13 protein-coding genes are annotated in these 13,424 nt (G+C 61.1%); 9 read left to right on the top strand and 4 right to left on the bottom strand.

From position 1 onward, the window contains the following. Window positions 1–106: 106 nt before the first annotated feature. The 3 genes from Q6A48_RS17575 to Q6A48_RS17565 all read right to left on the bottom strand — a co-directional run bounded on the left by Q6A48_RS17575 (window position 107) and on the right by Q6A48_RS17565 (window position 2,626). Complete coding sequence (locus Q6A48_RS17575; protein WP_304555421.1) at window positions 107–379, bottom strand: TfoX/Sxy family protein; 273 nt, start codon at window positions 377–379, stop codon at window positions 107–109. A gap of 257 nt (window positions 380–636) precedes the next feature. Beyond that, window positions 637–978, bottom strand: a complete 342-nt coding sequence (locus Q6A48_RS17570; RefSeq protein WP_042728782.1) for a pentapeptide repeat-containing protein — start codon at window positions 976–978, stop codon at window positions 637–639. 91 nt (window positions 979–1,069) lie between these two features. Next, complete coding sequence (locus Q6A48_RS17565; protein WP_304555419.1) at window positions 1,070–2,626, bottom strand: bifunctional aminoglycoside phosphotransferase/ATP-binding protein; 1,557 nt, start codon at window positions 2,624–2,626, stop codon at window positions 1,070–1,072. A gap of 141 nt (window positions 2,627–2,767) precedes the next feature. Here Q6A48_RS17565 and mrcB point away from each other — a divergent pair, with 141 nt between their 5' ends. From mrcB to Q6A48_RS17550, 3 genes are read left to right on the top strand one after another with little or no spacing between them, the layout of a single operon-like run. Beyond that, window positions 2,768–5,086 carry a penicillin-binding protein 1B gene (gene mrcB / locus Q6A48_RS17560; protein ID WP_304555418.1) on the top strand — a complete coding sequence of 773 codons (2,319 nt, stop codon included), beginning with the start codon at window positions 2,768–2,770 and terminating at the stop codon, window positions 5,084–5,086. Between the two features lie 16 nt (window positions 5,087–5,102). After that, window positions 5,103–5,822 carry a tetratricopeptide repeat protein gene (locus Q6A48_RS17555; RefSeq protein WP_304555417.1) on the top strand — a complete coding sequence of 240 codons (720 nt, stop codon included), beginning with the start codon at window positions 5,103–5,105 and terminating at the stop codon, window positions 5,820–5,822. Then, complete coding sequence (locus Q6A48_RS17550; protein WP_304555416.1) at window positions 5,822–6,151, top strand: YqcC family protein; 330 nt, start codon at window positions 5,822–5,824, stop codon at window positions 6,149–6,151. Before Q6A48_RS17555 ends, Q6A48_RS17550 begins: the two co-directional genes overlap by 1 nt. 6 nt (window positions 6,152–6,157) lie before the next feature. On the opposite strand, the gene Q6A48_RS17545 is transcribed toward Q6A48_RS17550, so the two are convergent. Then, on the bottom strand, window positions 6,158–6,583 hold the full coding sequence (locus tag Q6A48_RS17545; RefSeq protein ID WP_369811710.1) for a DUF4124 domain-containing protein: 426 nt from the start codon (window positions 6,581–6,583) through the stop codon (window positions 6,158–6,160). A gap of 400 nt (window positions 6,584–6,983) precedes the next feature. Between Q6A48_RS17545 and Q6A48_RS17540 the strand changes: the two genes are divergently transcribed. The 6 genes from Q6A48_RS17540 (at window position 6,984) to msrQ (ending at window position 12,963) form a co-directional block, all read left to right on the top strand. Next, window positions 6,984–8,708, top strand: coding sequence for an acetolactate synthase 3 large subunit (locus tag Q6A48_RS17540; RefSeq protein WP_304555415.1), 1,725 nt, complete (start codon window positions 6,984–6,986; stop codon window positions 8,706–8,708). Between the two features lie 2 nt (window positions 8,709–8,710). Next, the gene (gene ilvN / locus Q6A48_RS17535) at window positions 8,711–9,202 is read left to right on the top strand and encodes an acetolactate synthase small subunit (RefSeq protein ID WP_003205610.1); all 492 of its coding nucleotides are present in this window, start codon (window positions 8,711–8,713) and stop codon (window positions 9,200–9,202) included. Between the two features lie 45 nt (window positions 9,203–9,247). Next, window positions 9,248–10,264: a ketol-acid reductoisomerase gene (gene ilvC / locus Q6A48_RS17530; protein WP_042728776.1), complete on the top strand. Its 1,017-nt coding sequence runs from the start codon at window positions 9,248–9,250 to the stop codon at window positions 10,262–10,264. 144 nt (window positions 10,265–10,408) lie between these two features. Beyond that, a complete protein-coding gene (gene pssA, locus Q6A48_RS17525) occupies window positions 10,409–11,254 on the top strand; it encodes a CDP-diacylglycerol--serine O-phosphatidyltransferase (RefSeq protein WP_304555413.1) in 846 nt (281 codons plus the stop codon). Window positions 11,255–11,329: 75 nt separating this feature from the next. Then, entirely contained in the window at window positions 11,330–12,343 is a 1,014-nt protein-coding gene (gene msrP, locus Q6A48_RS17520; RefSeq protein ID WP_304555412.1) for a protein-methionine-sulfoxide reductase catalytic subunit MsrP, read from the top strand. After that, on the top strand, window positions 12,343–12,963 hold the full coding sequence (gene msrQ / locus Q6A48_RS17515) for a protein-methionine-sulfoxide reductase heme-binding subunit MsrQ (RefSeq protein WP_304555410.1): 621 nt from the start codon (window positions 12,343–12,345) through the stop codon (window positions 12,961–12,963). The genes msrP and msrQ overlap by 1 nt, the downstream gene beginning before the upstream one ends. Window positions 12,964–13,424 lie beyond the last annotated feature (461 nt).

Genomic DNA, 13,424 nt, shown 5'->3' with positions numbered 1-13,424 from the left:
CTCGCGACCGGATGTGGTAATCATAGCGATTCTCATTACCATGTCAAACATTGTTTGATGATTCGCTGAAATAACCTCGGGATGGCGTTGCGCCGGGCAAACTGCGTCAGGATTTATGGCGCGTCGAAATGGCGTCCAGCTGCTTGTTGAGGGCTTCCTTGCGCTCGGCGGGAACGTCATTCCAATGCACGTCCAGCAACGCGCCCTCGATCGCGTACAGCAAGACCTTGGAAGCCCGGAAGCCACGCGTGCGCACGGCGCGATAAGCGTCCACCGCACCGAGCCGGCGTAGATCCGAAGCACTGTGGATACCCACGGCGTGCAGCCACTGGGCGGAGGTCTTGCCCAGATTCTTCAGGTGTTGCAACTCATCATTCATCGAGCCTCCTTGCGATGGCCGATCGGTGCGGTGGGCAAGCTTCTGAGCAGTGTAGCGGTCAGTAGGAAAAGCGTGATTCTTTGGTGGGATTAGTTGCGAAAGCTTCTAATGCATTACGCACGATCGAGGCGGCGGGAAGCCTGTTCCAGCGCGGGCGGGGGCGCTGGATGTCATGACAGCGGACGGTCGGGCGCTCGGGCAGGCGAGTGCGGGTGCCAACCCGGTAGGCACCCGCTCAAGCAGGCGCGACCTTGTCGTCAACGGGTCCGGTAGCGCAGCCGGGTGCCGAAGTTCATCGACATCAGGATTTCATCCGCGGACAACTCGGGCGGGAAATAGGCGCCGGATATTTGCGCGTGAGCCAGGCTCGCGCCCTCCAGCGAGGCCTTGCGAAAGTCGATCCCGCGCAGGTCGGCGGAACGGAAGTAGGCGTCGGTGAAGTCCACGTCGTCTGCGTTCAGTTCCCGCAGGTCAAGGCCACGAAAATCGCCGCCACGCATGTCCACCGGACCCTGCGGGCGTTCACTGTTGAAACCGGCGATGTCGTCTTTGCGCAGCAAGGCGTACAGCGGGGTATTGAGAAGCTTGGGAAGGCTCATGTCGCGTCACCTGTTGGTTTTATGACGCCAGTATAGTGCCACTATTTGGCGGCCGTGAAGCCGGGCGTCGCCTCACGGCCGAAATAGTTTCCTACAGCCCTGGCAGGCGCTGGCGAATCTGCGCGACCACGACGTCGAGCGTGCCGCTTTCGTTGGTCTGCACCCGTTTGCTGCAGAGGATTTCTTCCGGGGTCAGGGCTTCACGGCTGGCCTGCTGGGCCGCGATCACGGCCAGGGTCGCATCGGAAGGGTCTTTCTGGTCGGCCTGGCGCTGCGCCAACCAGCTTTCGATCACCGCCTGCGGCGCGTTGCAGTCGAGGATCAAAAACGGAGCACCCGTAGCCTCGGCGATTTTCGCTGCGGCATCGCGCTGGTCACGCTTGAGGTAGGTCGCATCGATCACCACCGGGAAGCCGGCGCGCAGGATGGCATCGGCGATTTCATGCAGGCGGCTATAGGTGGCGCTGCTGGCGTCGCTGCTATAGATGCCGACCTGTGGATCATTGGGCACCTGCTGCTCGCCGAACAGGCGCTTGCGCTCGACGTCCGAACGCAGGCGAATGGCGCCCAGGGCTTCGACCAGGCGCATGGCGACGTGGCTTTTGCCGACTGCCGAGACGCCGTGGGTGATGGCCAGGAAGCGCGAAGGAATGGTGCTGTAGCTTTCCGCCAGATTGGCGTAGTTGCGGTACTGGCGCAGGGTGGTGGCGCGTTGCACCGGGTCGGCCTCGGCCGGCATGCTGAACAGCGCGATCTTGGCACGGACCAGCGCGCGGTAGGCTTTATAGAAGTTCAACAGTTCCAAGCCCCGGTAGTCGCCGGTCAGCTCCAGATACTGGCTGACGAAACGCCGCGCCAACGACTTGAGGCCTCGGTCCTCCAGGTCCATCGCCAGGAACGCGGTGTCGCCATAGACGTCGGTGAAGCGGAACGGCTCGTTGAACTCGATGCAGTCGAAGATCACCACCTTGCCGTCGATCACCGTGGCGTTGCCCAGGTGGATGTCGCCATGGCATTCGCGGATGAAACCTTCGGCCTTGCGCTGGATGAACAGTGGCTTGAGGCGTTCGAAACTGCTGTCGGCCCAGGCTTGCAGCGCTTCGAGTTGCAGCAGGTCGGCCTTGTCGCTGAGGAACGGGCGGATCTGCTCGAAGTTCTGGCGCACCGGGGCCATCACGCTGTCCGGGGTGCCGGCGGCGTTTTCGGCCGGGACCTTGGGCGTGGAGAGATGGAACCGGGCGATCTGCTCGGCCATTTCGTCGATGTGCGCGGTGGTCAGCTCGCCATTGGCCTGCAGCGTGCTGAGCAGTTGGCTCTGCGGAAACTGGCGCATCTTCAGCGCGTATTCGATGGCCGGGCCGTCGCCACCCAGTTGCGGGGCCTCGACGCTGCCGGTCACGGGCAAAACCTCCAGGTACAGGTCCTGGGTCAGGCGTTGGTTGAGTCGCAACTCTTCGTTGCAAAAATGTTGGCGCGCCTCGAGGTGGGTGAAGTCGAGGAAGCCGAAATTGACCGGTTTCTTGAATTTGTAGGCATAGGGCCCGGTGAGCAATACCCAGGAAATATGCGTCTCGATGACCTGGAACCCGTCGACGGGATGGGGGTAGAGGGCCGGGTTTTGCAGGGCGGCGATCAGGGACTGGCTCACGGGCGATCCTTCAGAGTCTGGGAAAATTCACGGCCGTCATTATGGCGGCAAGCGTGGTTAACGCAAACAGGCTGGCCTGGGTTGCCAGGCGGGCCATCGGGCTCATGTTGAACCGTAGCAAAGTGCGTATAATCCGCCGCCATGACTCGTACTCGATCCCCCCGTACCCCCAAGAAACCACCCGCCAGCCGCCTGCGGCCCTGGCTGGGCTGGGCCCTTAAACTCAGCCTGGTCGGCCTCGTCGTGCTCGCCGGTTTCGCCGTCTACCTCGATGCCGTGGTCCAGGAGAAATTCTCCGGCAAGCGCTGGACCATTCCGGCCAAGGTCTACGCCAGGCCGCTGGAACTGTTCGTCGGACAGAAGCTGAGCCGCGATGATTTCCTCACCGAACTGGATGCCTTGGGCTATCGCCGCGAAAGCGTCGCCAATGGTCCGGGCGCGGCGTCGGTCAATGGCAACACCGTCGACCTCAACACCCGTGGCTTCCAGTTCTATGAAGGCATGGAGCAGCCGCAGCCGGTGCGCGTGCGTTTTTCCGGTGACTACGTGGCGGCGCTGACCGGTGCCAACAACGCCAGCCTGTCGGTGGTGCGCCTCGAGCCGCTGCTGATCGGCGGCCTGTACCCCAAGAACCTGGAAGACCGGATCCTGATCAAGATCGACCAGGTGCCGCCGTTCCTGCTCGATACGCTGATCACCGTCGAGGACCGCGACTTCTATCATCACTTCGGCGTCTCGCCCAAGTCGATCGCCCGGGCCGTCTGGGTCAACACCTCCTCGGGCCACATGCGCCAGGGCGGCAGTACCCTGACCCAACAGTTGGTCAAGAACTTCTACCTGACCAACGAGCGCAGCCTCACCCGCAAGCTCACCGAAGCGATGATGGCGCTGCTGTTGGAGTTGCACTACGACAAGCGGGAGATCCTCGAGGCGTACCTCAACGAGGTCTTCATCGGCCAGGATGGGCAACGCGCCGTGCACGGCTTCGGCCTGGCCAGCCAGTTCTTCTTCAGCCAGCCGTTGTCCGAGCTGAAGCTGCACCAGGTAGCGTTGCTGGTGGGCATGGTCAAGGGGCCATCGTCCTACAACCCGCGGCGCTATCCGGAGCGAGCCCTCGAACGGCGCAACCTGGTGCTCGACCTGTTGCAGCAACAAGGCGTGGCGACGGCCGAACAGGTTGAAGCGGCCAAGAAGATGCCCCTGGGCGTGACCCAGCGTGGCAGCCTGGCGGACAGCTCGTTCCCCGGCTTCATGGACCTGGTCAAGCGCCAGTTGCGTGAAGACTACCGTGACGAGGACTTGACCGAGGAAGGCCTGCGAATCTTCACCAGCTTCGACCCGATCCTGCAAATGAAGGCCGAGGCTTCGGTCGACGATACCTTCAAGCGCCTGGGCGCGCGCAAGGGTGCCGATGAAGTCGAAGCCGCCATGGTCGTGACCAACCCGGAAACCGGTGAAGTCCAGGCCATGATCGGCAGCCGCCAGGCCAGTTTCGCCGGTTTCAACCGGGCACTGGATGCGGTCCGCCCGATTGGCTCGCTGATCAAGCCGGCGGTGTACCTCACCGCCCTGGAGAAGCCCAGCCAGTACACGTTGACCAGTTGGCTGTCGGACGAGGCGTTCTCGGTCAAGGGGGCCGATGGCCAGGTCTGGAAACCGCAGAACTATGACCGTCGTTCCCACGGCACGGTGTTCCTGTATCAGGGGCTGGCACATTCCTACAACCTGTCAACGGCTCGCCTGGGGCTGGAGGTCGGTGTGCCGAACGTGCTCAAGACCGTGGCGCGCCTGGGGGTGAGCCGTGAATTGCCGGCCTTCCCGTCGATGCTGTTGGGCGCGGGTGGCCTGACGCCGATCGAAGTGGCGGCGATGTACCAGACCCTGGCCAACGGCGGCTTCAACACGCCGATGCGCGGGATTCGCAGCGTGCTGACCGCCGACGGCGAGCCGCTCAAGCGCTATCCGTTCCAGATCCAGCAGCGCTTCGATCCGGCGTCCATCTACCTGATCCAGAGTGCGATGCAGCGGGTCATGCGCGAAGGCACCGGCAGTTCGGTCTATAACGTGCTGCCCCGGACCCTGACCCTGGCCGGCAAGACCGGTACCAGTAACGATTCGCGCGACAGTTGGTTCGCCGGTTTCAGCCAGGACCTGCTGGCAGTGGTGTGGCTCGGCCGGGATGACAACGGCAAGACTCCGTTCACCGGTGCCACCGGCGCGTTGCAGGTCTGGACCAGTTTCATGCGCAAGGCCGACCCGTTGCCGCTGGACATGCCGCAGCCGGACAATATCGTCCAGGCCTGGGTGGATTCGCGGACGGGACAGGGCTCCGACGCCAATTGCCCGGGTGCGGTGCAGATGCCGTATATTCGCGGCAGCGAGCCGCCACCCGGTGCTGCCTGCGGTACTCAGAATCCCGCCGAATCGGTGATGGATTGGGTCAAGGACTGGATGAATTAAGCAAAGAGGGTTTCAAGTGAACAAGTGGTTGATTCCAGCGGTAACGGCCGTGGCTTTGCTCAGTGGTTGCTCTACCGTGCAACGTGGTTCGATTCCGGTCGTCGACTCCGGCACTGCGGTGTCCAACAGTGAGCGCGTCTCGGCCAACGGCGGTTTCCGGCAAACGACGGTGAAACGTCCGGTCCAAGGTCAGGCCCAGGCCATTCCCCAGGGTGACTCCGGTGTCGTCGTGATGATTCCAGGTGGTGGCGCCACGACCTCGGCCCCGATCAGCAGCACGCCGATCACCCCGGGTCCGATCACGCCGGGGCCTATCGAGACCTCGCCGATCGACCAGGGCAGCTACAGCATGCCTTCGGCGCCGAGCAGCGTGCCGCCGGCCAGTTCCGGTGGCTTGTCTGCCGATGAGCAGTTGGACGGTCCGGTGCTGGCCCTGCTGACCACGGCGCAACAGCAGCAGGCCGGTGGCGACCTCAATGGTGCGTCTTCGAGCCTCGAGCGCGCCCAGCGTGTCGCGCCGCGTGAGCCACAGGTCCTGTATCGCCTGGCCCAGGTGCGCATGGCCCAAGGCGACGCGCCGCAAGCCGAACAGCTGGCCCGGCGTGGCCTGACCTTCACCAGTGGTCGTCCGGCCCTTCAGGCCAGCCTGTGGGAATTGATCGCCCAGGCCCGTGAGAAACAAGGCGATCCATCTGGCGCGGCCCTGGCTCGCCAGAAGGCCAAGGTCTCGCTCTGATGGATACGCGTTTTCCCCAAATCGCCGATCAGCTGTTGCTGATCGAGCGGGAATTGCGGGTCCAGGGCTGGTGGAGCGATCACTCGCCCTCGGCCGAGGCGCTGGCCAGTGTCGAGCCATTCGCGGTCGACACCCTGGACTTCGAGCAGTGGCTGCAATGGATTTTCCTGCCTCGCATGAAAGCCATCCTCGAAAATGACCTGCCGCTGCCCAACGCCTCCGGCATTCTGGCGATGGCGGAGATGGTCTATGCCCAGCGACCGGGGCAGGGCATCGAGTTGCAGCGGCTGCTGTCGCAGTTCGACCAGTTGATCAGCAGCGCCAGCTGACCGTCGTCACTGGCAGTTCTCTTCTATCTGCTTGCGGGTCTCATCGATCCGCTGGCGTCGTTGCTCTTCGCTGAGGCGGCGCATTTCCCCCTCCACGTCCTCGCGTACCCTCGGGTTGTTCTGCAGTTGTGCCAGGTTGGTCCGGGCCTGCTCGCAGAACGCCTTGAGCTGGGCCTCCTGTTCGGCGACCTGCTTCCTGACTTGCTGGTCGATCGCCTTCTGGTCGCCAATGACCCCGCCGGATGGCGGTGCCGCAGGCTTGGCCGGGGCGGGCGGAGTGGACTTGATCACGGTGGCGGTCTCTGCGCCATCGGGCGGCTGGGCGCCAAAATGGGTGACACCCTGGGCGTCCACCCATTTGTAGACCTGGCCGGCCATGCACATCGGGCTCAGGCCAACCAGCAGGCTGGCCGTCAAGAAGAACATTCGCATGCTGTTTCCTTGTCGTGGGTTGCGCAATTGAAGCTAACACAGTTGCCGTTTAAAGGTTTTTTCTTGCGTTCTCATGCGCTTACTTCGAATAAAGCACATAGACGTCTTGACTTGCAGAGGGCGAAACAGAAGAATCCAAAGTCCGCTGTAGAGGGACTGCCAGAAGCAGGCCCACTCGGCAGATCATGAGGCGCACATCCGCGCCGACCTGTTACACCCGCAACGCGTTACCTCGCGCTGGGTGGGAAAGGCCCGCAACACTTGGGACGATCCCAATACTTGCTCAGTCAGTGCTGACGTAGTCGGCGACCACCGTCGCTCATGCTCTGCCGAGAAGTAAACCTATTAAGACCCGTCCCCTTTCGTGGGCCGGTATTCTGGCGTTTTAGAGGTGAACAACGTGGAGCTTTTATCTGGCGGTGAGATGCTCGTCCGCTTTTTGCGTGACGAAGGCGTCAAATATATCTACGGGTACCCGGGTGGTGCTCTCCTTCATGTCTACGATGCCCTGTTCAAAGAGCCGGAAGTGACCCACATCCTGGTTCGTCACGAGCAGGCGGCGACCCACATGGCCGACGGCTATGCCCGTGCCACCGGCAAGGCCGGCGTGGTATTGGTGACTTCCGGTCCTGGCGCCACGAACGCCATCACCGGCATCGCCACCGCGTACATGGACTCCATCCCGATGGTGATCATCTCCGGCCAGGTGCCCAGCACCATGGTCGGCACCGATGCGTTCCAGGAAACCGACATGATCGGTATCTCCCGGCCGATCGTGAAGCACAGCTTCATGATCAAGCACGCGTCGGAAATCCCGGAAGTCATGAAGAAGGCCTTCTACCTGGCCGAATCCGGTCGTCCGGGCCCGGTCGTGGTCGACGTACCGAAAGACATGACCAACCCGGCCGAGAAATTCGAATACGTCTTCCCGAAGAAAGCCAAGCTGCGTTCCTACAGCCCGGCCGTACGCGGTCACTCCGGGCAAATCCGCAAGGCGGCCGAAATGCTCCTGGCGGCCAAGCGCCCGGTATTGTACTCCGGTGGCGGCGTGATCCTCGGGGGTGGCTCCGCGCCGCTGACCGAACTGGCGAAGATGCTCAACCTGCCGGTGACCAACACGCTGATGGGCCTAGGCGCGTTCCCGGGTTCCGACCGCCAGTTCATCGGCATGCTCGGGATGCACGGCAGCTACACCGCCAACCTGGCGATGCACCATGCCGACGTGATCCTGGCCGTTGGCGCGCGTTTCGACGACCGGGTCATCAACGGTGCATCGAAGTTCTGCCCGAATGCCAAGATCATCCATATCGACATCGATCCGGCCTCCATCTCCAAGACCATCAAGGCAGACGTGCCTATCGTCGGTCCCGTGGAGAGCGTGCTGACCGAAATGGTCGCCATCCTCAAGGAGATCGGCGAGACCCCGAACAAGGAAGCGCTGGCCAGTTGGTGGAAGCAGGTCGATGAATGGCGCGGCGATCGCGGCTTGTTCCCTTACGACAAGGGCGACGGCAGCATGATCAAGCCGCAGACCGTGATCGAAACCCTCTGCGAAGTGACCAAGGGCGATGCTTTCGTGACCTCCGACGTGGGCCAGCACCAGATGTTCGCTGCGCAGTACTACAAGTTCGACAAGCCCAATCGCTGGATCAACTCCGGCGGCCTGGGCACCATGGGCTTCGGTTTCCCGGCGGCCATGGGCATCAAGTTGAGCTTCCCGGATGCCGACGTCGCCTGCGTCACCGGCGAGGGCAGCATCCAGATGAACATCCAGGAACTCTCCACCTGCCTGCAGTACGGCTTGCCGGTGAAGATCGTGATCCTGAACAACGGTGTACTGGGCATGGTTCGCCAGTGGCAGGACATGAGCTACGGCAGCCGTCACTCGCATTCCTACATGGAATCGCTGCCTGACTTCGTCAAGCTGGCAGAGGCCTATGGCCATGTCGGCGTACGCATCACCGAGTCGAAAGACTTGAAGACGAAGATGGAGGAGGCGTTCGCCATGAAGGATCGCCTGGTGGTGATCGATATTGCGGTCGATACCAGCGAGCACGTCTACCCGATGCAGATCAAAGACGGCTCCATGCGCGATATGTGGCTGAGCAAGACGGAGCGTACCTAATCATGCGACACATTATTTCCCTGCTTCTGGAAAACGAACCGGGTGCGCTGTCTCGCGTCGTGGGCCTGTTCTCGCAGCGCAACTACAACATCGAAAGCCTGACCGTGGCGCCAACCGAGGACCCGACCTTGTCGCGTCTGACGCTGACCACTGTCGGGCATGATGAGATCATCGAGCAGATCACCAAGAACCTGAACAAGCTGATCGAGGTGGTCAAGCTGGTGGACCTGTCGGAAAGTGCTCACATCGAGCGCGAGCTGATGCTGGTCAAGGTCAAGGCCACCGGCGCCCAGCGCGCCGAGATCAAACGCACTACCGATATTTATCGTGGGCAGATCGTCGATGTCAGCGCCAGCGTCTATACCGTTCAACTGACCGGTACCAGCGACAAGCTCGACAGCTTCATCCAGTCGATCGGCACTGCCTCGATTCTGGAAACCGTACGCAGTGGTGTCACCGGGATTGCCCGTGGCGACAAAGTACTGAGCATCTAAACCAAATTAGCGAATGGCCTGAACGGCCGGATAGAGAGGAAATTCATGAAAGTTTTCTACGATAAAGACTGCGACCTGTCGATCATCCAGGGCAAGAAAGTCGCCATCATCGGCTACGGTTCCCAGGGCCACGCGCAAGCTTGCAACCTGAAGGACTCCGGTGTTGACGTGACCGTCGGCCTGCGTAAAGGCTCGTCCACCGTAGCCAAGGCAGAAGCCCACGGCCTGAAAGTGGCTGACGTGGCTTCCGCCGTTGCCGCTGCCGACCTGGTCATGATCCTGACCCCGGACGAATTCCAGGGCGCGCTGTACCGCGACGAAATCGAACCGAACATCAAGAAAGGCGCAACCCTGGCCTTCTCCCACGGTTTCTCGATCCATTACAACCAGGTCGTGCCACGTGCTGACCTCGACGTGATCATGATCGCGCCGAAGGCCCCGGGCCACACCGTGCGTTCCGAGTTCGTGAAGGGCGGCGGTATTCCTGACCTGATCGCGATCTACCAGGACGCTTCGGGCAACGCCAAGAATGTTGCGCTGTCCTACGCGGCAGGCGTGGGTGGCGGTCGTACCGGCATCATCGAAACCACCTTCAAGGACGAGACCGAAACCGACCTGTTCGGCGAGCAGGCCGTTCTGTGTGGCGGTACCGTCGAGCTGGTGAAAGCCGGTTTCGAAACCCTGGTCGAAGCGGGCTATGCGCCAGAAATGGCTTACTTCGAATGCCTGCACGAACTGAAGCTGATCGTTGACCTCATGTACGAAGGCGGTATCGCCAACATGAACTACTCGATCTCCAACAACGCCGAATACGGTGAGTACGTGACCGGTCCGGAAGTGATCAACGCCGAATCCCGCCAGGCCATGCGCAATGCCCTGAAACGTATTCAGGACGGCGAATACGCCAAGATGTTCATCAGCGAAGGCGCCACCGGCTATCCTTCGATGACCGCCAAGCGTCGTAACAACGCTGCGCACGGCATCGAAATCATCGGCGAGCAACTGCGCTCGATGATGCCGTGGATCAGCGCCAACAAGATCGTCGACAAAGCCAAGAACTGAGTCGCGAGCTTGATCGAAAAACGCGGCCTCGGCCGCGTTTTTTCGTTTGGGCGATGGCTTCTGGTATAAAGCTGCATCGTTTGCGGCCGAACCGTCGCCGCAGACGTCAGTCGAATTTTTTCACACCGTTGCAAGGTATTGTCCATGAGCGAACGTCCCGACGAGCCAAACCTGGCTCCTGACGCCGAAAGCCTGCTGCCCATCGATGAGCACGTCGAAGAAGGCCATGACGCTGAAGGCCGTAAGGTCCGGCATCGTGGCATCTATCTGCTGCCGAATCTGTTCACCACTGCGAACCTCTTCGCCGGCTTCTATTCCATCATCAATTCCATGAGTGCCCAGGCTGCATTGAGTGCCGGCGACAGTGCGGGGGCGAGCCGCTATTTCGCGTTCGCTGCCATCGCGATCTTTGTCGCCATGGTGCTCGATGGCCTGGACGGGCGCGTGGCCCGCATGACCAACACCCAGAGCGCATTTGGCGCCGAATACGACTCATTGTCCGACATGGTCGCCTTCGGCGTGGCGCCGGCCTTGCTGGCGTTCGGCTGGGCGCTGGGGGACATGGGCAAGGTCGGCTGGATGGTCGCCTTCATCTATGTAGCGGGTGCAGCGTTGCGCCTGGCGCGGTTCAATACCCAGGTCGGCAAGGCTGACAAGCGCTACTTCATCGGCCTCGCCAGCCCGGCTGCCGCCGGTGTGGTGGCGGGCGTCGTCTGGGCCTTCAGCGACTACGGCATCCAGGGTTCGAAGATGTCGTTCCTCGTGGCGTTGCTGGTCGCAGCAGCCGGGATGCTGATGGTCAGCAACATCAAGTACAACAGCTTCAAGGAGCTGGACCTGAAGGGGCGCGTGCCGTTCGTTGCAATCCTGGTGGTCGTGCTGGTATTCGCGGTGGTCTTCAGCGATCCGCCCCGTATTCTGCTGCTGATCTTCCTCGCCTACGCGGCTTCCGGCCCGGTTCAATATTTGCTGCGCCTTCGCCGACGCTAAACGTTGCCTTAATGTAATTTCCCCCATACTCCGCAGTCTATTGGTGCAACTGCCCTCCAATACTGCGGAGTTGTCATGCTGATCAAGATCCCCAAGTCGTCCGACTGTCGAGAGTCGGACGTCACGCCCGAATCCTTCTATCTTTCCCGTCGCCAGGTGCTCGGTGCGTCCATGGCTGGCCTGGCCGTGAGTGGCCTGCCACGCTGGGCGGGCGCCGCCGATGCCGCGCGTTATGCCGATGTCGAACCTGGCAAGGCGCCGGCCTGGTTCGCTGAAAAACTGCCGTCCGTCCAATGGGGAGCGGTGACCGCCCAGAACGAAGCCATCACCCCGTTCAAGGACGCGACCCATTACAACAACTTCTATGAGTTCGGCACCGACAAGGGGGATCCGGCAGCCAATGCGGGGTCCTTGAAGACCGAGCCCTGGAGCGTGGTCGTGGACGGCGAGGTCGACAAGCCGGGACGCTATGCGCTGGAAGACTTCATGAAGCCTTATCAACTGGAGGAGCGGATCTATCGATTGCGCTGTGTCGAGGCCTGGTCGATGGTCATTCCTTGGATCGGCTTCCCTATTTCGGCACTGCTCAAGCAGGTCGGGCCAACCTCCAAGGCCAAGTACATCCGTTTCGAAACCTTGCAGGACCCCAAGGCCATGCCGGGGCAGCGCTCCGGTTTTGCCTTGATCGACTGGCCCTATGTGGAAGGTTTGCGGTTGGACGAGGCGATGAACCCCTTGGCCATCCTGGCGGTAGGCATGTACGGACGCGAGCTGCCCAACCAGAACGGCGCGCCGTTGCGTTTGGTGGTGCCGTGGAAGTACGGGTTCAAGAGTGTGAAGTCCATTGTGCGCATCAGCTTGGTGAGCGAACAGCCGAAGACCACCTGGCAAAGCATCGCAGCCGATGAGTATGGCTTCTATGCCAACGTCAACCCGACGGTGGACCATCCGCGTTGGACCCAGGCCCATGAACGCCGATTGCCGAGCGGTCTGTTCAGCCCCAACGTTCGCGATACCTTGATGTTCAATGGTTACCAGGATGAAGTGGCCTCCTTGTATGCGGGGATGGATTTGAGGAAGGACTACTGATGCGTTTTCCTCTGTGGCGGGTCGGCGTCTTCCTTGTGGCTGCAGTCTGGCCGCTGGTTTGGCTCTACCAGGCGTTGATGAACGCGCTGGGGCCCGACCCCGGCAAGGTGCTGGTGGACAGGCTCGGATTGGGGACGCTGGTCCTGCTGTTGATCACCTTGGGGATGACGCCACTGCAGAAGCTGACGGGGTGGGCGGGGTGGATCGCGGTCAGGCGCCAGCTCGGGTTGTGGTGCTTCACGTATGTCGTGCTGCACCTGTCTGGATATGCCGCGTTCATCCTGGGCTTTGATTGGTCGCAGTTGGGGGTTGAGCTGAGCAAGCGGCCCTACATCATTGTCGGAGTGCTCGGTTTCCTCGGCCTATTGGTGCTGGCGGTCACTTCCAATCGCTACAGCCAGCGCCGGCTTGGGTCGCGCTGGAAAAAACTGCATCGCCTGGTCTACCTGATTCTCGGGCTTGGTCTGCTGCACATGCTGTGGATCGTGCGAGCGGACCTGAAGGAGTGGGCGGTCTACGCCTCTATAGGTGCCGTTCTCTTGCTGCTCAGGGTACCGCCGATCCAGCGGCGGATACCGCGCTTGCTTGGTCGAAAGGCCGCCTCTGCAACAAAAGTTTAATTAAGTGTTGACGGCAGATTCCAGACGTCTATAATTCGCCCCACTTCCGGCGCAGTCGAAACGGAAAACTCCTTGAGTTTCAATGAGTTAAACGATTTTCGACAGCGCAGGACTTCAGTTCATCGAAGTCCGGAAGCGCTGAAAAAGAGGTGTTGACAGCAGCGAGCAACGCTGTAGAATTCGCCTCCCGCTAACGAGAGATCGGAAGCGCAAGTGGTTGAAGTTGTTGATGTTTCCCAAGGGGAACTTTGAAAAACTTCTAAAATAATCGCTTGACAGCAACGCCAGGCGCTGTAGAATGCGCGCCTCGGTTGAGACGAAAGAATCAACCACTGCTCTTTAACAACTGAATCAAGCAATTCGTGTGGGTGCTTGTGGAGTCAGACTGCTAGTCAACAGATTATCAGCATCACAAGTTACTCCGCGAGAAATCAAAGATGTAACCAACGATTGCTGAGCCA

This window comes from Pseudomonas citrullilanati, from assembly GCF_030580855.1.
Lineage (GTDB): Bacteria > Pseudomonadota > Gammaproteobacteria > Pseudomonadales > Pseudomonadaceae > Aquipseudomonas > Aquipseudomonas citrulli.
This window is presented reverse-complemented; position numbering and strand designations above follow the sequence as displayed.